This is a genomic window from Mycobacterium sp. NGS27, from assembly GCF_059813005.1.
Window position 1 is genome coordinate 165451 of record NZ_JCALDT010000005.1, and the last position, 21719, is coordinate 187169.

General features: G+C 68.7%; 21 protein-coding genes. 14 read left to right on the plus strand and 7 right to left on the minus strand.

Annotated features, from left to right (window positions below):
• Positions 1 to 627, minus strand: a complete 627-nt coding sequence (locus AC5Y30_RS15165; protein ID WP_499919337.1) for a flavodoxin family protein — start codon at positions 625 to 627, stop codon at positions 1 to 3.
• A gap of 58 nt (positions 628 to 685) precedes the next feature.
• Positions 686 to 1345, minus strand: coding sequence for a (2Fe-2S)-binding protein (locus AC5Y30_RS15170; protein WP_499919339.1), 660 nt, complete (start codon positions 1343 to 1345; stop codon positions 686 to 688).
• Positions 1346 to 1521: 176 nt separating this feature from the next.
• Here AC5Y30_RS15170 and recA point away from each other — a divergent pair, with 176 nt between their 5' ends.
• The 4 genes from recA to AC5Y30_RS15190 all read left to right on the plus strand — a co-directional run bounded on the left by recA (position 1522) and on the right by AC5Y30_RS15190 (position 5275).
• Positions 1522 to 2562, plus strand: coding sequence for a recombinase RecA (gene recA / locus AC5Y30_RS15175; protein ID WP_007774959.1), 1041 nt, complete (start codon positions 1522 to 1524; stop codon positions 2560 to 2562).
• Positions 2528 to 3049: a recombination regulator RecX gene (recX, locus tag AC5Y30_RS15180; RefSeq protein ID WP_499919341.1), complete on the plus strand. Its 522-nt coding sequence runs from the start codon at positions 2528 to 2530 to the stop codon at positions 3047 to 3049. Before recA ends, recX begins: the two co-directional genes overlap by 35 nt.
• Positions 3050 to 3110: 61 nt before the next feature.
• Positions 3111 to 4664, plus strand: a complete 1554-nt coding sequence (miaB, locus tag AC5Y30_RS15185; protein ID WP_499919819.1) for a tRNA (N6-isopentenyl adenosine(37)-C2)-methylthiotransferase MiaB — start codon at positions 3111 to 3113, stop codon at positions 4662 to 4664.
• A complete protein-coding gene (locus AC5Y30_RS15190; protein WP_499919342.1) occupies positions 4661 to 5275 on the plus strand; it encodes an Rv2732c family membrane protein in 615 nt (204 codons plus the stop codon). Before miaB ends, AC5Y30_RS15190 begins: the two co-directional genes overlap by 4 nt.
• A 6-nt stretch (positions 5276 to 5281) precedes the next feature.
• Here the strand turns inward: AC5Y30_RS15190 and AC5Y30_RS15195 are convergent, their stop codons facing one another.
• Positions 5282 to 6610 (minus strand): DUF349 domain-containing protein, encoded by a 1329-nt coding sequence (locus AC5Y30_RS15195; RefSeq protein ID WP_499919343.1) that lies wholly within the window; start codon positions 6608 to 6610, stop codon positions 5282 to 5284.
• A 434-nt stretch (positions 6611 to 7044) separates the two neighbouring features.
• On the opposite strand from AC5Y30_RS15195, the gene AC5Y30_RS15200 reads away from it, so the two are divergent.
• The 7 genes from AC5Y30_RS15200 (at position 7045) to AC5Y30_RS15230 (ending at position 16267) form a co-directional block, all read left to right on the plus strand.
• Positions 7045 to 8022, plus strand: coding sequence for a DMT family transporter (locus AC5Y30_RS15200; RefSeq protein WP_499919344.1), 978 nt, complete (start codon positions 7045 to 7047; stop codon positions 8020 to 8022).
• A gap of 65 nt (positions 8023 to 8087) precedes the next feature.
• On the plus strand, positions 8088 to 8780 hold the full coding sequence (locus AC5Y30_RS15205; RefSeq protein WP_499919346.1) for a class III extradiol ring-cleavage dioxygenase family protein: 693 nt from the start codon (positions 8088 to 8090) through the stop codon (positions 8778 to 8780).
• Between the two features lie 8 nt (positions 8781 to 8788).
• Positions 8789 to 9721, plus strand: a complete 933-nt coding sequence (gene miaA / locus AC5Y30_RS15210) for a tRNA (adenosine(37)-N6)-dimethylallyltransferase MiaA (RefSeq protein WP_499919820.1) — start codon at positions 8789 to 8791, stop codon at positions 9719 to 9721.
• A gap of 4 nt (positions 9722 to 9725) precedes the next feature.
• Positions 9726 to 10598: a diaminopimelate epimerase gene (gene dapF / locus AC5Y30_RS15215; protein WP_499919352.1), complete on the plus strand. Its 873-nt coding sequence runs from the start codon at positions 9726 to 9728 to the stop codon at positions 10596 to 10598.
• Between the two features lie 46 nt (positions 10599 to 10644).
• The gene (gene hflX / locus AC5Y30_RS15220) at positions 10645 to 12084 is read left to right on the plus strand and encodes a GTPase HflX (protein WP_499919357.1); all 1440 of its coding nucleotides are present in this window, start codon (positions 10645 to 10647) and stop codon (positions 12082 to 12084) included.
• Positions 12085 to 12266: 182 nt separating this feature from the next.
• Positions 12267 to 13427: an acyl-CoA dehydrogenase family protein gene (locus AC5Y30_RS15225; RefSeq protein WP_499919361.1), complete on the plus strand. Its 1161-nt coding sequence runs from the start codon at positions 12267 to 12269 to the stop codon at positions 13425 to 13427.
• A gap of 632 nt (positions 13428 to 14059) precedes the next feature.
• A complete protein-coding gene (locus AC5Y30_RS15230) occupies positions 14060 to 16267 on the plus strand; it encodes an LGFP repeat-containing protein (protein ID WP_499919366.1) in 2208 nt (735 codons plus the stop codon).
• A gap of 17 nt (positions 16268 to 16284) precedes the next feature.
• On the opposite strand, the gene lexA is transcribed toward AC5Y30_RS15230, so the two are convergent.
• Complete coding sequence (gene lexA, locus AC5Y30_RS15235) at positions 16285 to 16983, minus strand: transcriptional repressor LexA (protein ID WP_499919370.1); 699 nt, start codon at positions 16981 to 16983, stop codon at positions 16285 to 16287.
• A gap of 293 nt (positions 16984 to 17276) precedes the next feature.
• On the opposite strand from lexA, the gene AC5Y30_RS15240 reads away from it, so the two are divergent.
• The 3 genes from AC5Y30_RS15240 (at position 17277) to AC5Y30_RS15250 (ending at position 18873) form a co-directional block, all read left to right on the plus strand.
• Positions 17277 to 17771, plus strand: coding sequence for a LysM peptidoglycan-binding domain-containing protein (locus tag AC5Y30_RS15240; RefSeq protein ID WP_499919373.1), 495 nt, complete (start codon positions 17277 to 17279; stop codon positions 17769 to 17771).
• 98 nt (positions 17772 to 17869) lie between these two features.
• A complete protein-coding gene (nrdR, locus tag AC5Y30_RS15245; protein WP_499919375.1) occupies positions 17870 to 18334 on the plus strand; it encodes a transcriptional regulator NrdR in 465 nt (154 codons plus the stop codon).
• 53 nt (positions 18335 to 18387) lie between these two features.
• Positions 18388 to 18873, plus strand: coding sequence for a peroxynitrite isomerase (locus AC5Y30_RS15250; RefSeq protein WP_499919377.1), 486 nt, complete (start codon positions 18388 to 18390; stop codon positions 18871 to 18873).
• A 19-nt stretch (positions 18874 to 18892) separates the two neighbouring features.
• Here AC5Y30_RS15250 and AC5Y30_RS15255 read toward each other — a convergent pair whose 3' ends face one another.
• The 3 genes from AC5Y30_RS15255 to AC5Y30_RS15265 all read right to left on the minus strand — a co-directional run bounded on the left by AC5Y30_RS15255 (position 18893) and on the right by AC5Y30_RS15265 (position 21690).
• Entirely contained in the window at positions 18893 to 19579 is a 687-nt protein-coding gene (locus tag AC5Y30_RS15255) for a PhzF family phenazine biosynthesis protein (protein ID WP_499919378.1), read from the minus strand.
• A 45-nt stretch (positions 19580 to 19624) separates the two neighbouring features.
• A complete protein-coding gene (locus AC5Y30_RS15260; protein ID WP_499919379.1) occupies positions 19625 to 20656 on the minus strand; it encodes an alpha/beta fold hydrolase in 1032 nt (343 codons plus the stop codon).
• Positions 20657 to 20718: 62 nt separating this feature from the next.
• Positions 20719 to 21690: a proteasome assembly chaperone family protein gene (locus AC5Y30_RS15265; protein ID WP_499919380.1), complete on the minus strand. Its 972-nt coding sequence runs from the start codon at positions 21688 to 21690 to the stop codon at positions 20719 to 20721.
• Positions 21691 to 21719 lie beyond the last annotated feature (29 nt).

The following is a 21719-nucleotide window of genomic DNA, read 5'->3' on the forward strand; positions in this document are numbered from 1 at the left end:
CTATTCGTATGCCGGGTAAGTGTTCTGCCGCAACACGGTGGCGAGGTGCACGGCGTTACGGACCGCATTGCCGGTAGCGGATGCGACGGCTTCCGGCACGTCGTCCAGGTCGGTGTAGTCCTTGCCCTGCATGGCCTCGCCGTTCCAATAGGTGCATCCCTGCGCGGCGATCGAGAATCCGATGTCATTGAGCGCCTGAAAGAGGTCGGCGACGATCTTGTGCGCGCCGTCCTCGTTGCCCACGACCGCGGCCAGGGCCACCTTGCCCACCATCCGTGGTCTTCCCTCGTCGTCCGTGTCGGACAGCTCGGCGTCGAGGCGCTCCAGCACCCGCTGCGCCACGCTGGACATATGACCCACCCAGGTCGGCGTCGACACGATCACGATGTCGGCCGCCTTGACCTTGTCCAACAGCGCCGGCCACTCATCGCCCGGCCCCATGTCGGCTTCGACGCCCGGCAGCAGGTTCAGGTCGACGCACCGCACCTTTTGGCCCTCGACGCCCGCGCTTCGCAGCTGATCGAGCAGCTGATCGGCGAGCAGCTCGCTGCTGGACGGCGCCGGGCTTTTCTTCAATGAGCAGACCAAGGCGATGGCGCGCAAGGATTGCGTTGCGGCTGAGGACATGCCGGTCAGATACCCGGACACGTCGACGCCAAACGGCGCCCGCGTCGTCCGACCGGCCCTATCGCCGCGTCCGGTGCAGCCCGCAGTCGCCGCATAACGAGCCCCCGGGCAGACGATAAAAAAGGCAGCAGCTGCGGCGCCTGAAGTCCAGGCCGGTGAGGACCCCGGATCCGGCCATCATGCCGGTGTCCAGTAGCGACCGGGTCGTCTGCACGATCGCCGGCCGCAGGTCGGGCCGCGCCACAAGCAGGGCCTGGGCGGCACCGACCAGCGCGGAGGCGACGTTGCCGGCCAGCAGGGCGGGCGCCAGCTTGACCGGAAGGCCGGCGGCGAGCGGCCGCATGTGTTCGGTCACGACGATGCGATACAGCTCCTCGGGCGCCGGCGAGGTGATGGATTCCCCGGCGGGATGGGGCAGCCGTAGCTGCGCGCCGCTATCGGCGCGTTGCAGATCGTCGAGGTCGGGCAGCACGCCGTGACCTACCGCGCACGCGAGCACCGGTGACCACAGCCGGGCGGCGTGGCCGAGGTGCACCAGCGAGGCGCCGATCCGCAGGTCGTTCGTGCGGTAGCGCCGGACGGTGGCGTCGATGAGGTCGGCGCAGCCGTCGGCGTAGGACCGCCTGACCGGATGCCATCCCGCCGCGTCACCACCCACGGTTAGCGCGAAGAATCCGCCATAAGACGAGATTTCGGACAACTCTGCCGAAATGTCCATCTGTTCTGGGGCCGGCCTTTCGCAATGTGGTGCGCGCGGCGTGTCGAACTTGAATCGAACACCTGTTCGGCTACTGTGGTGAACGTTCGGCCAGTCAACTTGTCGGTGGCTTTCTCTAATGTCACCGCCAACCGACCGATACCGGTCAGACGAACACCGACTATAGGAGAGACACCATGGCGCAAGCCCCCGACCGCGAGAAGGCTCTCGAACTGGCGATGGCCCAGATCGAAAAGAGCTACGGCAAAGGCTCAGTGATGCGTCTCGGCGACGAGACGCGTCAGCCGATCTCGATCATTCCGACCGGATCCATCGCACTGGACGTGGCCTTGGGCATCGGCGGGCTGCCCCGCGGCCGGGTCGTGGAGATCTACGGCCCGGAATCCTCGGGTAAGACCACCGTCGCCCTGCACGCGGTGGCCAACGCCCAGGCCGCCGGCGGCGTCGCCGCCTTCATCGACGCCGAGCACGCCCTGGACCCGGAGTACGCCAAGAAGCTCGGCGTGGACACCGATTCCCTGCTGGTCAGTCAGCCTGACACGGGGGAGCAGGCCCTCGAGATCGCCGACATGCTGATCCGCTCCGGCGCCCTGGACATCCTGGTCATCGACTCGGTGGCCGCGCTGGTGCCGCGCGCCGAGCTCGAAGGCGAGATGGGCGACAGTCACGTCGGACTGCAGGCCCGGCTGATGAGCCAGGCCCTGCGGAAAATGACTGGCGCGCTGAACAATTCGGGCACCACCGCGATCTTCATCAACCAGCTGCGCGAGAAGATCGGGGTGATGTTCGGCAGCCCCGAAACCACCACGGGTGGAAAGGCTTTGAAGTTCTACGCGTCGGTGCGCATGGACGTGCGCCGGATCGAGACGCTCAAGGACGGCACCAACGCGGTCGGTAACCGCACCCGGGTCAAGATCGTCAAGAACAAGGTGGCGCCACCCTTCAAGCAGGCCGAGTTCGACATCCTCTACGGCCAGGGGATCAGCCGGGAGGGCTCGCTGATCGACATGGGTGTGGAGCAGGGCTTCATCCGCAAGTCCGGTTCCTGGTTCACCTACGAGGGCGAGCAGCTCGGCCAGGGCAAGGAGAACGCCCGCACCTTCCTGAAGGAAAACGACGAAGTCGCCAACGAGATCGAGAAGATGATCAAGGAAAAGCTCGGCATTGGCGCGGTCGTGACCGATGACGACGTCTTGCCCGCCCCCGTCGACTTCTGAGCCCTCCCGCGAGGAGCAGGCGCGGGCGCTGTGCCTGCGCCTGCTCACCGCGAGAGCGCGCACCCGGGCCGAGCTGCACGGCCAGCTGACCAAACGTGGCTATCCCGACGACGTCAGCGGGCGCGTGCTCGACCGGTTGGCCTCCGTCGGCTTGATCGACGACGCCGACTTCGCCGAGCAGTGGGTGCATTCCCGCCGGGCGCACGCCGGCAAGAGCAAGCGCGCCTTGGCCGCCGAGTTGCACACCAAGGGCGTCGGCGACGACGTGATCACCTCGGTGCTGGCCGGGATCGATGCCGGTGCCGAACGGGACCGGGCGGAGCAGCTGGTGCGGTCCAAGCTGCGCCGGGAGACGCTGGACGGCGACGACGCGCGGGTGACTCGCAGGCTGGTGGGGATGCTGGCGCGCCGTGGTTACAGCCAGAACTTGGCATGCGAGGTCGTTTTCGCCGAGTTGGCCGCCGAGCGGGAGCGCCGCCGGGTCTAGGCCCTTGACGTGCGGTTTCTCCCGCGCCAACCCGTCGCCGTACCATGGCCGGGTGACTTCGATGGTGGCGCGGGACGCCGGGACCGCACACACGCCGGCCGATGCCGTGTCCGCGCGCACCTACCAAGTCCGCACCTATGGCTGCCAGATGAACGTCCACGACTCGGAGCGGTTGGCCGGCCTGCTGGAAGCGGCCGGCTATCGGCGCGCCGCCGAGGGCTCGGATTTTGGAGACGCCGACGTGGTGGTGTTCAACACCTGCGCGGTGCGGGAGAACGCCGACAACAAGCTGTACGGCAACCTCAGCCATCTGGCTCCGCGCAAGCGCGGCAATCCCGAGATGCAGATCGCCGTCGGCGGCTGCCTGGCCCAAAAAGACCGGGACGCGTTGCTGCGCAAGGCGCCCTGGGTCGACGTCATCTTCGGAACCCACAACATCGGGTCGCTGCCCACGCTGCTGGAACGCGCCCGACACAACAAGGTCGCCCAGGTCGAAATCGCCGAGGCGCTGCAGCAATTTCCGTCTTCCCTGCCCAGCGCGCGCGAATCCGCCTACGCCGCTTGGGTTTCCATCTCGGTTGGGTGCAACAACAGCTGCACGTTCTGCATCGTCCCGTCGTTGCGGGGCAAGGAGGTCGACCGCAGTCCGGACGACGTCCTGGCCGAGGTCGCCTCGCTGGTCGACGACGGCGTGCTCGAGGTCACGCTGCTGGGCCAGAACGTCAACGCCTACGGGGTGTCCTTCGCCGACCCGGCCCTGCCCCGCGACCGCGGCGCCTTCGCCCGCCTGCTGCGGGCCTGCGGCGACATCGACGGGCTGGAGCGGGTGCGGTTCACCTCGCCGCACCCGGCCGAATTCACCGACGACGTCATCGAGGCCATGGCGCAGACGCCGAATGTCTGCCCCGCCCTGCACATGCCGCTGCAGTCCGGATCCGATCGGGTGCTGCGCGCGATGCGACGGTCCTACCGTGCCGAGCGCTACCTGGGCATCATCGACCGGGTCCGGGCCGCCATGCCGCACGCCGCCATCACCACCGACCTGATCGTCGGCTTTCCCGGAGAGACCGAAGAGGACTTCGCCGCCACGCTCGACGTGGTGCGCCGGGCCCGGTTCTCGGCCGCGTTCACCTTCCAGTACTCCAAGCGGCCCGGCACCCCGGCCGCCGACCTGGACGGGCAGATCCCGAAAGCCGTTGTGCAGGAACGCTATGACCGGCTGATCGCGTTGCAGGAGGCGATCTCGCTGGAGGGTAACCAGGCCCTCATCGGGCAGACCGTCGAACTGCTGGTCGCCACGGGCGAAGGGCGCAAGGACAGCCGCACCGCGCGGATGACCGGGCGGGCCCGCGACGGCCGGTTGGTGCACTTTGCGGTCGGGGAAGCCGTCGGCGCGCCCGCCGACACCCCGGTGCGGCCCGGCGACATCATCACCACGGTGATCACCGACGCCGCACCGCACCACCTCATCGCCGACGCGGGCATCGTCACGCATCGCCGCACCCGGGCGGGTGATGCGCAGGCGGCCGGGCAGCGCCCGGGCGGCATCGGCCTCGGCATGCCCGCCGTCGGGCCGCCCGCCGGCCCGCCCGAACCCCTTGGATGTGCACTATGAGAAAAGAAATCAACAACGACGCACAGCTCGACGCCCTGCGGACCGAGATCGAGGCCGCCGAGCGCCGGGTGGCGCGCGGATTCGACCCGGGCCCTCGCGCCTTCTTCGTGTCGATCCTGGTGTTCGTGCTGTTGGCGTCCTTCATCCTGCCGCACACCGGTGACGTGCGCGGTTGGGATGTGCTGTTCGGTAGCCACCACGCCGGCGTGGCCGCCGTCGCCCTGCCGTCGCGCGTGTTCGCCTGGCTGGCCCTGGTGTTCGGCGTGGGCTTCTCGATGCTTGCCCTGGTGACGCGGCGTTGGGCGCTGGCCTGGGTTGCGTTGGCGGGCACCGCGATCGCGGGCGCCGCGGGCATGCTGGCGATCTGGTCGCGGCAGACCGTCTCCGCGGGGCACCCGGGGCCGGGCTGGGGCCTGATCGTCGCCTGGCTGACCGTGCTCGTGCTCATCTACCACTGGGCCCGCGTGGTCTGGTCGCGCACCATCGTGCAGCTGGCCGCCGAGGAGCAGCGGCGCCGCGTCGCGGCGGCGCAACAGTCGATCACCCTGCTGGACGGGCTGGACAACCCGGCGCCGCAGACCCGCGACGAGCCCGGCGACAAAGGGGACTGATCGCCACTAGGGCTTGCGGGTCAGCGCCTCGACGGCCGCCTGCGCCCACTGCCGCCACTGCTCGGCGTTGGCTTTGGCCTCTTCGGCCTCCTTGGTCCGCCCCGCCGCCGCGGCCTTCTGCGCCTGCTGTTCGTATTGCTCGGCGCGGGCCTGGAATTGCTCGGCGCGAGCCTGAGCTTGCGGGTCAGACCAGCCGACGTCGCCCGCGTCGCGCACCTTCTTCTCGACCGCGCGCAGCCGCCGCTCGAGCTCGGCGGACCGCTCGCGCGGCACTTTGCCGATCGCGTCCCACTTCTCGGTGATCGTGCGCAGCGCCGCGCGGGCGGCGTCGTGATTGCTGGTGTCCAGCTTCTCCGCCTCGGCCAGCAACGCCTCCTTGGCGGTCGCATTGGCGCGGAACTCGGCGTCCTTTTCCGCCGTCACCGCGTTGCGCGCGGTGAAGAACACGTCCTGGGCGGCCTTGAAACGCCGCCACAGGGCATCGTCGACCTCCCGGGTCGCCCGCCCGGCCGCCTTCCACTCGGTGAGCAGCTTGCGGAATTCGGCGCTGGTCGCGGTCCAGTCTGTCGAGTCGGACAGCGCTTCGGCCCGCTCACACAGCCGTTCCTTGGCCTGGCGGATTCCCGAGCGTTCCCGGTCCAGTTCGGCGAAGTGCGATCCCCGCCTCCGGTTGAAGGCCTCCCGGGCCGCGGAATAGCGCTTCCACAGCGCGTCGTCGACCTTGCGGTCCACCCCGCTGATCGTCTTCCATTCGTCGAGGATCGCGCGGAACCGATCGCCCGCGGCCTTCCACTGCGTCGCGTTGGCGGCCAACTCCTCGGCCTCTGCGGCCAGCGCCTCCTTGCGAGCGGTCTGGGTGGCCCGATGCTCCTCGCGCCGGGAGCGGTCCGCGGCGACGGCCGCCTCGGCGTGTTCGACGATGGCGCTCAGCCGGCCCGCCAGCGCGTCGACATCGCCCAGCACGGCCGCCGTCGGCAACGCCTCCGTCAGCTGGGCCGCGTGCGCCTTGATCTTGCGCGCGTCACCGCTCCCGGAGGCCAGGCGCTCCTCCATCAGGGTGACCTCGGTGGCCAGGTCATCGAAGCGCCGGCCGAAGTGGGCGAACGCCGCCTCCCGGTCGCCGGCCTGCCAGGAGCCGACGATGCGCTCGCCGGCAGAGCTGATCAGCCACACCGTGCCGTCGTCGTCCACGCGTCCGAACTGGTGCGGATTGCTGGGCGGCGGCATCACCAGCGGGTGAGCGGTGCTGGGTCGCGGAGTCGGCCGGGGACCGGGGCGCGGTCCCGGGCGGGGCACCGGCCTAGCTGAATCGTCGCGAGGCTCGTCAGCCGTCATGCGCTCGTCACTACCCTTTCGCAACCCTTCCGCGCGGTCCGCGTCCCGCGCGCCTGCCGCGCGTAGCGGCACCGTTTTCCTGCGTCTGCCGGATGCCCGTGGCCGGGGCCCCCAACAGGTTCTTAACAGTATTCAAGCAGCTTGCTCTGGCACGTGCCGCCACCTTGCCGTTCCCGACCGGCCCGACGAGGCAGGCCGACGGCGCGCTGCGAGGGGGCTCAGCCAGCGCTCACAGCTAGCTGTGTAGCTCTCTTAGAGTTATCCCACGGGTTACATAGATTGCTGAAGTATTAGTTGAACGGTTACCCGCGGCGTTATTAGCAACGTGTGCAACGTCATAGATTCGTAGTTGAACTGAACGCCAATTGTGCGTGTATTTGCTTGGGCCACGGGGAAAGCTGGGTCGGACGGCCGTCGGGCGGAGGGATCGATCAATGTCAAAAGTTGATGTCGCGGCGTTACTTGCCTTATGCGCGGCGCTGGCATCTGCGGTCGGCGACGTGATCCGTCAGCGCTCCGCGCACGAGATCACCGACAAGCCGGTCGGGCACCTCGAACTGTTCCGCATGTCGCTGCGCGACACCCGGTGGTGGCTGGGTGGCCTGGCCGCGATCACCAACTACAGCCTGCAGGCCGCGGCCCTGGCATGGGGGTCGGTCGTCTTGGTGACCGCCCTGCAGGTGACGGCCCTTCTGTTCGCACTGCCCATCTACGCGCGGCTCGCCCACCACCGGGTGCAGCCGCGGGAATGGATGTGGGCGCTGATCCTGGCCGCCGCATTGGCGGTCGTCATCATCGTCGGCGACCCGGCTGCCGGTGACCAGCGCGCGCCGCTGCGGATCTGGCTCATCGTCGCCCTGGTCATGGTGCCGCTGCTGGTGACCTGCGTGGTGGCCGCGCGGCTGCGGGCCGGCAGCCCGTTTGCGGCCATGCTGCTCGCGGTGGTGGCGGGTTCGTCGCTGGCGTTGTTCGCGGTCCTGACCAAGGGCATCGTCGAGATGTCCGAGCACGGCCTGCTGCGCGTGGTCACGTCGCCGGAGTTCGTGCCCTGGCTGTTGGTGGCGCTGGCCGGGATGATCTTCCAGCAGTCGGCGTTCCGCGCCGGCGCGCTGACCGCGTCGTTGCCGACGATGACGGTGGCCAAGCCGGTGGTCGCCGGCCTGCTCGGCGTGCTGGTGCTGAACGAGACGCTGCATGCCACCGGTCCCAAGGCCTTCGTGCTGGTCGGCGCAGTGGCGGTGGTCCTCATCGCCACGATCGCCCTGGCCCGCGGCGAAGCCGCCACCATCGACCGCGCCGAGCAAGGGTCAGGTGGTGCCCCGCGAGAAGTACCGGCCCGGGGGGTGACCGAAGACGACGACTTCGGCCCTCGCAGCGACCGTCTGGTAGTGGCGGACAGCTTTCGCCTCTGACGTCGGGAGCCCGGGCAAACCGAACTGATGCCGGACCGCGGCCGCGGTCACGTTAGTTTGGTGGCGTGCTGAGCGCGATCGCGATCGTCCCTTCGGCGCCTGTCCTCGTCCCCGAACTCGCCGGGGCGGCCGCCGCCGAAGTGGCCGACCTGGAGGCGGCGACGCTGGCTGCGGCCGCGCTGCTGCCCGACCGCTGGGTGGCGATAGGGGTGGGGCCCCAGGACGCCGTGCTGGGTCCCGACGCGGTGGGCACCTTCGCGGGTTTCGGCGCCGACGTACGCGTCCGGCTTTCCCCGCAGGCCGACGACACCGCCCCACCGGTCGCGTTTCCGGTCTGCGCGCTGCTGGCCGGCTGGGTGCGCGAACGGGCCCAGCCGCACGCCAGCGCGCAGGTCCGGATCTATCGCGCGGATCGCGAAGCCGACGCCGCACTGCGCCTCGGCGCGGCTCTGCGGGCCGAAATAGACCGGCTGGCCGAGCCGGTCGGGGCGCTGGTCGTCGCCGACGGCGCGAACACGCTGACTCCGGCGGCCCCCGGCGGATACGACCCGGACAACGCCGACGCGCAAGAGGCGCTGGACGATGCGCTGGCCGTCGGCGATATCGCCGCGCTGCGCCGGCTGCCGCGCCAGATCCTGGGGCGGGTCGCGTTTCAGGTGCTGGCCGGGCTGGCCGATCCCGGACCCCGATCGGCCAAGGAGCTGTACCGCGGAGCGCCCTATGGGGTGGGCTACTTCGCGGGCGCCTGGCAGCTGTGACGGCCGCCGTGCGCCCCGTCGCGATCATCGGCCCGACCGGCACCGGCAAGTCGCAGTTGGCCCTCGACTTCGCGGAACGGGTCGAGCGGCTCGGCGTCCGCGCCGAGATCGTCAACGCCGACGCGATGCAGCTCTACCGCGGCATGGACATCGGCACCGCCAAGCTGCCCGTCGCCGCCCGTCGCGGCATCCCGCATCACCAGCTCGACGTCCTCGACGTCGCCGAGACCGCGACGGTCGCCCGCTATCAGGGCGCCGCCGCCGACGACGTCGAAGCGATCGCGGCCCGGGGTGCGGTGCCGATCATCGTGGGCGGCTCCATGCTCTACGTCCAGTCGCTGCTCGACGATTGGTCGTTTCCCGCCACCGATCCCGCGGTGCGCGCGCGCTGGGAGCAGCGGCTCGCCGAGATCGGGGTAGGCGAGCTGCACGCCGAGCTGGCCCGCCGCGATCCCGCCGCGGCCGCGGCCATCCTGCCGACCGACGCTCGCCGCACGGTGCGGGCCCTGGAAGTGGTCGAACTGACCGGTGAGCCGTTCGCCGCGTCCGCGCCGCAGATCGGCGCGCCCAGGTGGGACACCGCCATCGTCGGGCTGGACTGCGACACATCACTTCTCGACGAGCGGCTGGCCCGGCGCACCGACGCGATGTTCGACCAGGGCCTGGTCGGCGAGGTGGTCGCGCTGCTGGACCGGGGATTGCGCGACGGGGTCACCGCCTCGCGCGCGCTGGGCTACGCGCAGGTGCTCGCGGCCCTCGACGCCGGAGGCGGTCCGGAGCGACTCGGCGAGGCCCGCGAGCAGACCTTCGTGGGCACCCGACGCTACGTGCGACGGCAGCGGTCGTGGTTTCGCCGGGACCATCGCGTGCAGTGGCTGGATGCCGCCGATCCCGCCCGGCTCGTCGACGCCGTCATGCGGGTGTGGCGCCACGTATCCTGAGCAGGTGAATTTCGCGAAGGGCCACGGCACCCAGAACGACTTCGTGGTGCTGCCGGACCCGCAGGCCGAGCTGAGCCTGACCGAGTCGCGGGTGGCCGCGCTCTGCGACCGGCGCCGCGGGCTCGGGGCCGACGGGGTGCTGCGGGTCACCACCGCGGGCGCGGCGCTGTCGGCCGGCGTGCTCGACCGGATGCCCGACGGGGTGGCCGCCGGTGACTGGTACATGGACTACCGCAACGCCGACGGGTCGGTCGCCCAGATGTGCGGCAACGGCGTGCGGGTCTTCGCGCACTACCTGCGCGCCAGCGGCATGGAGTCCCGCGACGAATTCGTGGTCGGGTCGCTGGCCGGCCCGCGGCCGGTCGCGGTGCATCGCGTCGATGCGACCACCGCCGATGTCAGCGTCGACATGGGCAAGGCCAATACGCTCGGCCCGGGCGAGGCGGTCGTCGGCGGCCGGCGGTTCTCGGGCCTGGCGGTCGATGTGGGCAACCCGCACCTGGCCTGCGTGGACCCGGAACTGACTCCCGAGGTGCTGGCGGTGCTGGACGTCGCCGCGCCGGTGAGTTTCGATCCCGCCCAATTCCCGGACGGGGTGAACGTCGAGATCCTGACCGCACCGGCCGATGGGGCCGTGCACATGCGGGTGCACGAGCGGGGCGTGGGCGAAACGCGCTCGTGCGGCACCGGAACGGTCGCGGCCGCTGTCGCCGCGCTGGCCGGTGCCGGCGCGGCCACCGGCGCCCTGACCGTTCGCGTGCCCGGCGGCGAGGTCGTCGTCACCGTCACCGACGCCACCAGCTTCCTGCGCGGACCGTCCGTACTGGTAGCCCAAGGAGAGCTCAGCGAGGAATGGTGGCGCGAACAGCAGCGTTAAATCAGGTGCGTGACACCGGTTTCGCGTGCATCATCGTGTATTGCCTATGACAGAACCTGAATTTCGCGATCACGCTTCGGTCGTCCCGGAGCCCAGCACGGGCGAACTCGCCCTCGAAGATCGGTCGGCGCTGCGCCGCGTCGCCGGCCTGTCGACCGAACTCACCGACGTCTCCGAAGTCGAATACCGCCAGCTTCGGCTCGAGCGGGTCGTCCTGGTGGGCGTGTGGACCGACGGCACCGCCGCGGACAGCGAGGCCAGCATGGCCGAGCTCGCCGCCCTGGCCGAAACCGCCGGCTCCGAGGTGCTCGAGGGGTTGATCCAGCGCCGGGACAAACCCGACCCGTCGACGTACATCGGTTCGGGCAAGGCCGCCGAACTGCGCGACGTGGTGCTGGCGACCGGCGCCGACACCGTCATCTGCGACGGTGAACTGTCCCCGGCGCAGCTGACCGCACTGGAAAAGGCCGTCAAGGTCAAGGTCATCGACCGCACCGCGTTGATCCTCGACATCTTCGCCCAGCACGCCACCAGCCGGGAAGGCAAGGCGCAGGTCTCGCTGGCCCAGATGGAATACATGCTGCCGCGGCTGCGCGGCTGGGGTGAATCGATGTCGCGGCAGGCCGGTGGCCGTGCCGGCGGCAGCGGGGGAGGCGTGGGCCTGCGCGGGCCCGGTGAAACCAAGATCGAGACCGACCGGCGGCGCATCCGCGAGCGCATGGCCAAGCTGCGCCGCGAGATCAAGGACATGAAGCAGGTCCGCGACACCCAGCGCAGCCGGCGGGTGCACAGCGACCTGCCCGCGATCGCCATCGTCGGCTACACCAACGCCGGCAAGTCGAGCCTGCTCAACGCGCTGACCGGTGCCGGAGTGCTGGTCCAGGACGCGTTGTTCGCCACCCTGGAGCCCACCACCCGGCGCGCCGAGTTCGATGACGGCCGGCCGTTCGTGCTCACCGACACCGTCGGATTCGTCCGGCATCTGCCCACCCAGCTGGTCGAAGCCTTTCGCTCCACGCTGGAAGAGGTCGTCGACGCCGATCTGTTGGTACACGTCGTCGACGGCTCCGACGTCAACCCGCTGGCACAGATCAACGCGGTCCGCCAGGTGGTCTCCGAAGTCGTCGCCGATTACGGGACCGACCACGACGGTGCCGTGCCGCAGGAGCTGGTGGTGGTGAACAAGGTTGACGCCGCAAGCGATTTGACGTTGGCCAAGCTCCGCCATGCGCTGCCCGGTGCCATGTTCGTGTCCGCACGCACCGGCGATGGTATCGACGCCCTGCGCCGCCGGATCGCCGAGCTCGCCGTTCCCGCCGACACCCCCGTCGACGTCGTGATCCCGTACCACCGCGGCGACCTGGTGGCTCGCCTGCACGCCGATGGGCGCGTCCAGCAGGAGGAGCACAACGCCGAGGGCACCCGCATCCGGGCCCGGGTTCCGCTGGCCCTGGCCGGCCGGCTGCGCGAGTTCGCCGCGCGCTGAACGCGTGCTAGTGCGTCGAGACTGCAACCACGCACCCTCGCATCGGCGTGTCTTGTGCCTAGTTGCAGTGTCGCGGCAGCTCGGGCCGCCGGCCAACGGCCGCTAGCGCCCCGCCGGCTGCCGACCAACCGTCCGGTTGGTATATCTTGGGCTGCAGTATTCCCAGTCGCCGGAGGTCTTCCATGAGCAGCGCCATCAAATATCAGCGCACTCTTTTCGAGTCAGAGCATGACCTGTTCCGTGAGTCCTACCGGGGCTTCCTCGAGCGCCACGTCGCGCCCTACCACGACGAGTGGGAGAAAGAGAAGATCGTCGACCGCGGGGTGTGGCTCGAGGCCGGCAAGCAGGGCTTCCTCGGCATGGCGGTGCCCGAAGAGTACGGCGGCGGCGGCAACCCCGACTTCCGGTACAACGCGATCATCACCGAGGAGACCACCGCCGGCCGCTACAGCGGCATCGGATTCGGCCTGCACAACGACATCGTCGCGCCATACCTGTTGGCGTTGGCCACCGAAGAGCAGAAGCAGCGCTGGCTGCCGAAATTCTGCACCGGAGAGCTGATTACGGCGATCGCGATGACCGAGCCGGGAACGGGTAGCGACCTGCAGGGCATCAAGACCCGTGCCGTCAAGCAGGGCGACCACTACGTGCTCAACGGCTCAAAGACGTTCATCACCAACGGAATCAACTCCGACCTGGTGCTCGTGGTCGCGCAGACCGACCCGGAAAAGGGCTCTCAGGGTTTCTCGCTGCTCGCCGTCGAGCGTGGCATGGAGGGCTTCGAGCGCGGGCGCCACTTGGACAAGATCGGGCTCGACGCCCAGGACACCGCCGAGCTGTCGTTCACCGACGTGCACGTGCCGGCCGAAAACCTGCTGGGCAAGGAGGGCATGGGATTCATCTACCTCATGCAGAATCTGCCGCAGGAACGCATCTCGATCGCCATCATGGCCGCCGCGGCCATGGAGCAGGTGCTCGAGCAGACCCTGCAATACACCAAGGAGCGCAAGGCATTTGGCAAGCCGATCGGCAGCTTCCAGAACAGCCGCTTCGTGCTGGCCGAGCTGGCGACGGAGGCGACCGTGGTCCGCATGATGGTCGACGAGTTCGTCCGCCTGCACCTGGATCACAAGCTGACGGCGGAGCAGGCCGCAATGGCCAAGTGGTACTGCACCGAAAAGCAGGTGCAGCTGATCGACCGCTGCCTGCAACTGCACGGCGGTTACGGCTACATGCGTGAATATCCGGTTGCCCGTGCCTTTTTGGACGCCCGGGTGCAAACGATCTACGGCGGCACGACCGAGATCATGAAGGAAATCATCGGACGCAGCCTCGGCGTCTAGCGTTTCGTTTTCTGGATAGCGGCCTCCCACCCGCGGGCGATATCGGGGCAGCAATATCCGCGAATCGCTGGACGCGACCGACATTCGGGAGTTGTCTCGCACGGTCCTATTGCCGTGAGCGACAAACCGACCGATGCGCGTGGTGCGGGTGTGGGGGGCGGACCGTGAATGCACCACCGGCTCACGTACCGTCGGCGCATGTGTTTCCGGTGCGCCGACCGCGGCATCGCGCATAGTCAGCCCCGCGATCGCGCCGTCGGCTCAGGCGCGCCGCGCAATTCTGGTGTGCGAGTCGGCAGTCCGGCGTCGTCGCTCGATCGTGCGTTCCCGCCGCCCTCCCGTGCGATATCCGCTACACCGCGCGAACGGTGGCACGGCGGATCGCGATTGGGCCATGGGCAGGCATCATTTCGACATCGGTGTGGTATCCGTTTTTGTAAAATTCGTGATTTGACTTCGCATTTCTTGTTGCTTGGAGCAAAGTTATGCGAGCCCGACGATAAGGCTGATCGTGCGCGGGTCCATTTCCGGCGCGAGTACCGCCCGCTCGCCGGTTATGCAGATAAGGGCATCGCCGCTAAAAGAGCCATGTCCGCCGGCTGGGAGGCTTGGTGAAGGTGCAGAGAGGTCACATGCGCAGGCTGATCGGAAGCGCGCTGGTCAGCTTGACGACCACGGCGCTGGCCGCGGTCTTGTTGGCCCCCACCGCGGTAGCGAGTCCGATAGGCGACGCCGAGGCGGCGATCATGGCCGCGTGGGACAAGGCCGGCGGCGACACCTCGCCATTGGGCGCCCGCAAGGGCGACGTGTACCCCGTCGGGGACGGTTTCGCCCTGGACTTCGACGGCGGCAAGATGTTCTTCACCCCGGCCACCGGGGCCAGATTCGCCTACGGGCCTGTCCTGGACAAGTACGAGTCGCTGGGCGGGCCGGCCGGCAGCGATCTGGGCTTCCCGGCGATCGACGAAGTTCCGGGTCTCGCCGGTCCGGACAGCCGGGTGATCACCTTCTCCGCCAGCGACAAGCCGGTGATCTTCTGGACGCCCGAGCACGGCGCACACGTGGTGCGCGGCGCCCTGAACGCCGCCTGGGACAAGCTGGGCAGCTCGGGCGGGGTGCTCGGTGTGCCGGTCGGCGACGAGACCTACAGCAGCGAGGTGTCCTCACAGAAATTCAGCGGCGGCCAGGTCTCGTGGAACAGGCAGACCAAGCAGTTCACCACCGAACCGCCGGCGCTGGCCGACCAACTCAAGGGCCTGCAGGTGGCGATCGATCCCACCGCGGCGATCAACACCGCCTGGCGCGCGGCGGGCGGTCCCACCGGACCCCTGGGCGCCAAGCAGGGCGGGCAGTATCCGATCGGCGGCGACGGAATCGCCCAGAACTTTGCCGGCGGCAAGGTGTTCTTCACCCCGGCCACCGGCGCGAATGCGGTCGAGAGCGACATCCTGGCCAAATACGAGTCGCTGGGGGGACCGGTCGGCAGCGACCTGGGATTCCCGACCGCCAACGAAACCGACGGCAACATCGGGCGTGCCAGCCGCGTCGCCACCTTCTCCGCTGCCGACAAGCCGGTCATCTTCTGGACGCCCGACCACGGCGCCTTCGTCGTGCGTGGGGCGATGAAGGTGGCGTGGGACAAACTGCGCGCTCCGGCGGGCAAGCTCGGCGCCCCGGTCGGCGACCAGGCCGTCAACGGCGACGTGATCTCCCAGCAGTTCACCGGCGGCAAGATTTCGTGGAACCGGGCGAAGAACACGTTCAGCACCGATCCGTCCAACCTGGCGCCGCTGCTGTCCGGGCTGCAGGTGTCGGGTCAGGACCAGCCGAGCAATTCGGCCCTGCCGGCGCACCCGAAGAAGTCCTCCTGGCACTGGTGGTGGCTGGTGGTCGCCATTCCGGTGCTGGCGCTGCTCGTGCTGATGGCGTGGGTGCTGTTCGGTGGGCGGCGCCGGCCTGCGCACGAGGAGGCGGCGGCCTACGCGCCCGGTCGCGGGGGGAACCTCGGCTACGACGCCGACGAGCGCTGGGGCCACGACGATGCCGACGTCGGCGCCGACCCGTTCGGGCTCGGCGCGACGCATCAACCGGAGCCGGAACCGGACGCCGGGCGGGTCAGCTGGCAACGTCAGGCTCCTGCCGATAGCGACTATCGGTTCCACGAGGAGGAAGACCCCGACGCCGTCGATACCGACTCGATCCCGGTCGTCTCCGCGGAGATGCTGTCGGAGGACGAGTATGCCGAGGCGGGGGCCGACTACGCCGACTACACCGACGGCGTCCCCGAGGTCGCCGAGCCCGAGGCGGCGGACGACGCCGCCTACGTCGACGCCGACGGCCCCGATGCGGGTTATCCGCAGGAGGCGTATCCGGAAGACGAGTACCCCGACGTCGCCGTTTCCGGCATCCCGCCGGAGGGCGACGCGGCGGAAGGCCTCCTGGAAACCGCTGAGCCAGAAGACGAATACCTCGACCTCGCGGCGCCGGAACCGGACGTCGAACCCGAAGCGGACACCGCGACGGAGGCCGACATGACGGACACGGCGGTGGGAGCCGCCGCGGTCGCCGATGCGGTCGCGGCCGGGCCTCCGGCGCGAAGCGGTCGGCACGCCGCCGATGACGCCTCGGAAAACGGCCTGGCGGCCCCGGACGGGCGACCCACGATCCACCTGCCGCTCGATGATCCGTACCAGGCGCCCGACGGATACCCCGTCAAGGCCAGCGCTCGCTACGGCTTGTACTACATGCCGGGTAGCGACCTGTATCAGGACACGCTCGCCGAGCTCTGGTTGTCGAGCGAAGAAGTCGCTCAGGCCAACGGCTTCACCCGGGCTGACTGACCGAGGCCGGGCGCGCGTCAGACCTTGCGGATGACGGTGACGACCTTGCCCAGCACGCTGGCGTCGTTGCCCGGGATGGGATCGAACGCCGGGTTGTGCGGCATCAGCCACACCTGACCGCCGGCGCGTTTGAACGTCTTGACCGTGGCCTCGCCGTCGAGCATCGCCGCGACGATGTCACCGTTGTCGGCGACGTTCTGCTGACGGACCACCACCCAGTCGCCGTCGCAGATCGCGGCATCGACCATCGAATCACCGACGACCTTGAGCAGGAAAAGCGTGCCCTCACCGACCAATTCGCGCGGCAGGGGAAAGACGTCTTCGACGGCCTCTTCGGCCAGGATGGGTCCGCCGGCCGCGATGCGCCCGAGCACCGGGACGAACGTGGGTTCCGGTAGGGCGTCCGAACCGGCCACTTCGGTGGTGGGGGCCGCCACGTCGTCGTCGGCCCCGCGGACGTCGACGGCCCGCGGGCGGTTGGGGTCGCGGCGCAGGTAACCCTTGCGCTCCAGGGTGCGAAGCTGGTGCGCCACCGATGACGTCGACGTCAGACCGACGGCATCGCCGATCTCCCGGATGCTCGGCGGGTAGCCGCGGCTGGTGACCGAGGCGCGGATGACATTCAGAATGGTGCGCTGCCGTTCGGTCAGCGAGGAATCCACGGAGTGCAGCCGACCCTCGGGACCGGCCGATGAAACGTCGTTGCTGTCGCCCATGGCACCGAATGTAGCCGCACCGAGGACAAGAATCAAACATGTGTTCGAGTGGCGTGTCGCGGCGGTTCGCGTCGGCGCAAAACAAGCGCGAAGCCGGACGAATTACAGATGTGTAACTCTTCGGGATATCGGGTATTTGAGTGCTCGTGACAGTGGTAGAGGCCGACGAACTTGTCGGTGGTGTGATCTAGCGTTTGCTCGTGCGACACGCTTCGCTCAAATGTTCGGTTTCGAACATACAAGCGATTAGTGTCGAACACACGAGCGAGAGCTAGTTGACCGGAGGAACGAAGATGACAGTCATCCACACGCCCGCGCCGCGTACCAGCAGTCTTCGGCGCCCGATCAATGGACCCGTCCTGGGGCCTCGCTACGGACGGGACGGGCTGGCCCGGTCCCGCCGGCCCGCGCCGTCGCGGCCCGCGGGCGCCGCCACGCGCTACTACGGCACCGGGGTGGCAATGTCCGTCGCTCCGCACCGCAGGCGCGCCACCACCTGGGCGTCGACCATCGGGCTGGCACTGGCCGCCGGCGCGGTCACGCTGTGGCTGGGTCTCGTCGCGAACGTCGGCCAGGTGCTCAACGGCGACTCCACGAACTCGGCGACCCAGGTTCCCGACCGGCTCGCCGTCGTCCGCGTGGACGCGGGGGAGTCGCTCCAGGATTTCGCGCACCGCGTGGCGCCCGGCGCGCCGGCACCCCAGGTCGCCGATCGCATCCGCGAGCTCAACGATCTACACTCGCCCAACCTGCTGGCGGGCCAAACCCTCATCGCTCCGGTCGGCTGAGTGGCGTTGCGCCGAAACGGATGTGTTAGCCGTGCAGGTCAGCGCGCGGGTACGCTCAAGGTCCTGCGGTATCTTGTCGGCGCGACGAAGGAGCGGTCATGCACTGTCCGTTCTGCCGCCATCCCGACTCGCGGGTGATCGACTCCCGCGAAACCGATGAAGGCCAGGCCATTCGGCGTCGCCGATCCTGTCCCGAGTGCGGACGGCGTTTCACCACGGTGGAGACCGCGGTCCTGGCGGTGGTCAAGCGCAGCGGCGTCACGGAGCCGTTCAGCAGGGAGAAGGTCGTCAGCGGCGTCCGTCGGGCCTGCCAGGGGCGACAGGTCGATGACGATGCGCTCAACCTGCTGGCCCAGCAGGTCGAAGACACCGTGCGCGCGGCGGGCTCACCGGAGATCCCCAGTCACGAGGTCGGGTTGGCCATTCTGGGGCCGCTACGCGACCTGGACGAGGTGGCCTACTTGCGGTTCGCCTCCGTCTATCGGTCGTTCGAGTCCGCGGACGATTTCGAACGCGAGATCCAGGCAATGCGGGATCACCGCAGAGTGGCAGCTCGGGGCTGACACCGGGGCCGGGCTCCGATTGCCCGCAACCTCGCCGGGCTAGGCTCGCTTTCATGCCCACGGACTTGCACCCCGACCTCGCGGCGCTTGCCCCGCTCCTTGGGACCTGGTCCGGCCAGGGTGCGGGTAAATACCCGACGATCCCGCCCTTCGACTATCTCGAAGAAGTCGTGTTCGCCCACGTCGGTAAGCCGTTTCTCGTCTACGGACAGAAAACCAGGGCGGTTGCCGACGGGAAGCCGTTGCACGCCGAAACCGGCTATATTCGGGTGCCGCAACCAGGTCACATCGAATTGGTGCTGGCGCATCCCAGCGGCATCACCGAAATCGAGGTCGGCACCTACTCGGTCACCGGTGACCTCATCGAAATGCAGATGTCGACCACGTCGGTGGGGCTGACACCCAGCGCCAAGGAGGTGACCGCGCTCGGCCGTTCATTCCGCATCGACGGCGACGAACTCTCCTACACGGTGCAGATGGGCGCGGTCGGGCAACCGCTGCAGGACCACCTCGGGGCGGTGTTACACCGGCAGCGCTGAGGTCCGAGTTAGGCCGTCGTCAATCGATCTGTCGCACACCGTCATTGACGACCCGCCCGGTCACCCGCACCCAGCCCTCGGCGCTCCACCTGGTGTCGATCACGGAGCCCTTGCCCTGGGTGATCCGCAGGCTCTGGCTCAGGTAGTCGGTGATCCGCATCGCCGCCGACCCGGTCGCCTCGTCCTCGGCCACACCGAGGTTGGCGGCGAACATGCGCGCCCGCAGCCATCCGGCCGCCCGGTCGGTCCAGGCCCACAGGTAGTGCGCGGTGTCGTCGGGATAGTCCGCCTCATCGGCCGCGAGAACCTGGTCGGCTGAGGGGAATTCGTGCAGGGCGAAGTCGGGCGCCCATTCCGCGCGGGCGTTGATGCTGGCGCGGTCGCCGTCGTAACCCACCTGCAAGATCCCGGCCCGCACCCGCAGGGTGTTGATCGGCGAACCGTTCTCGCGCAGCCACCATGTCGCGCCGACGGTCGGGTGGCCGGCGAACGGCAGTTCGGTTCGCGGCGTGTAGATGGTGGCGTGCGCGCTGGCGGAGCCGGGGGCCGGGATGTCCACGAAAACCGTCTCGCTGTAGCCCAATTGGGCTGCCAGCCGCTGTCGGTGCTCGGGCTCGACCTGGGCGGCGTCCACCACGCCCAGCGGATTACCGAAGTGGCCGTCCGCATCGGTGAACACCCGCAGCACCGTCACGCCGATCCCCATGAGCCGACTTTACGGCGCCGCGTCGGGCCGCACCGATCGAGGCGATCAGGTGGCGCTGCGTTCGTCGGAGCCCATGGCGTTCAGCACGGCGACACGCGTGGGAGCGGAACCGGAGACGGCCTGCTCGCCGCCGCCGGTGCGGAGCAGTTCGCGAAGACTGGCCTGGTCGTACTCGGCGGGATCGGTGGAATCGATGAAGCGCTCGACGACGTCGATGAAGCGGGCCGGGTCGTCGTGGAAGGGAAAATGCCCGGAGCCTTCGAAGATTTCGAGGCGGGAGCCCGGCATCGCGGCATGCGCCATCCAAGCGTGCCGAACGGGAACCACCACATCCCTTGTGCCCCAGATGATCTGCACCGGGATGGCTTCGGTCAAATAACATCGGTCCAGCATGGTGACGATCTGCCCGCGCCAATCCACCACCGCGCGCAGCGTCCGGCTGAAAGCCGCCGACGCCGTCGGCTCGGGCAGGTCGTCGAGGATGCGCAGCACGTTGGGCAGATCGCGGCCCAGCCCGGTGCTGCCCAGCGCCACACCCAGGACACGTCCCATCATCTGGACCGCCGGCAGCACCAGCGGCAAGCGCAGCAGGGCGATCGCCTCGCTGCCCATCGGCAGCGAGGCCCAGCGCAGCACGAAGTTGACGTCCTTGGTCACGCCTCCGGCGCCGACCAGGATCAGCCGTTCCACCAGATGCGGGAATTGGTAGGCGAATTGCATAGCCACACCGCCACCCAGCGAGTGACCGACGATGGTGACCCGCTCGATGTCGAGCACGCTGAGCAGGTCACGCATCCCGTTCGCATACGCCGCGATCGAGTAGTCGGCGCGCGGCTTGTCGGATTGCCCGTGGCCGAGCAGATCGGGCGCGATCACCGTGAAACGCTGGGCGAGCTTGGCCTGCACGGTATTCCAGGTGGTGGAATTGTCGCCGATGCCGTGGATCAGCAGTATCGCCGGCCCGGAACCGGCGATGCGGTAGGCCCGCTTGTAACCGTGGATGGTGCGGAACTCGAGTTTGGGTGCGGTCACTTCACGCACCGGGCGGAGCGTAGGTTTGCGCTTCCGCTCGGTCATATCGCCAACCTTGGTGTCGGGCCGGGCTGAGGGCGGTCCGGCTAGGGCGTCACGTGAGTGGGTCAGGGCTTGTCGTCGTCGTCGTACTTCTTCTCCGCCTGCTGGGCCAGAAATCGCTCGAACTCTGCGCCTAGCTCATCGCCGCTAGGCAGATCCTCGTCGCGAGCTAGTAACGATCTGTTCTCCTGAGCGTCGATGAAGGCATCGTACTGGCGCTCCAGCGCGGCCACCACTTGGGCGACCTCCGCGCTAGCTTCCACCTGCTCGTCGATCTTCGCCCGAATCACCTCGGCCGCTTCGGTTAACGCGGTCAGAGGCAGCTCCAGCGACGCGGTCTTGGCGACCTGCTCGAGCAAAGCCTGCGCGGCGGCCGGGTAGTCGGTCTGCGTGAGGTAGTGGGGGACATGCACGGTATAGCCGACGACCTCATGACCGTGCTGGCCCATCCGGTATTCCAGCAGGTTGGACGCGCTGCCCGGGACCTGGATCTCGGAGATCCACGGCTGGAAATTGGCGATCAACTCCGGGTTGTTCGAGTGTGCGGTCATCGTGGTGGGCCGGGTGTGCGGCACCGCCATCGGGACCGTGCCCAGGCCGATGGTCTGGCGCACGCCGAGGCGCTCGGCCAGCAGCCGCACCGCGGTGATGAACCGCTCCCACTTGAGATCCGGTTCCATGCCGGCCAGCAGCAGGAACGGCGTGCCGACCGTGTCGCGCATCGCGTACAGGCTCAGCTCGGGGTCCTCGTAGTGGGTGAAGTGATCGGTCTTGAAGGTCATCAATGGCCGCCGCGAGCGGTAGTCCAGCAGTTCATCGATCGCAAAGGATGCGACCAGCTCGGTGTCCAGCACCGCTTTCAGATGCGCGGCGGCGAGCTTGATGGCATGACCGGCGTCGGAAAAGCCCTCCAGGGCGTGCACCAGCACGGGGCCGCGGCCGTCGGACGTCGACAACTGCGGCGCCGGGAACTCGAGTTCGTACATTCCGGCCTGGCCTGGCTGGTACTGATCATCCGGCTCCTGATGGTGAGCCATCTCCGATCGCCTCCTCTCGAAGTTCTCTC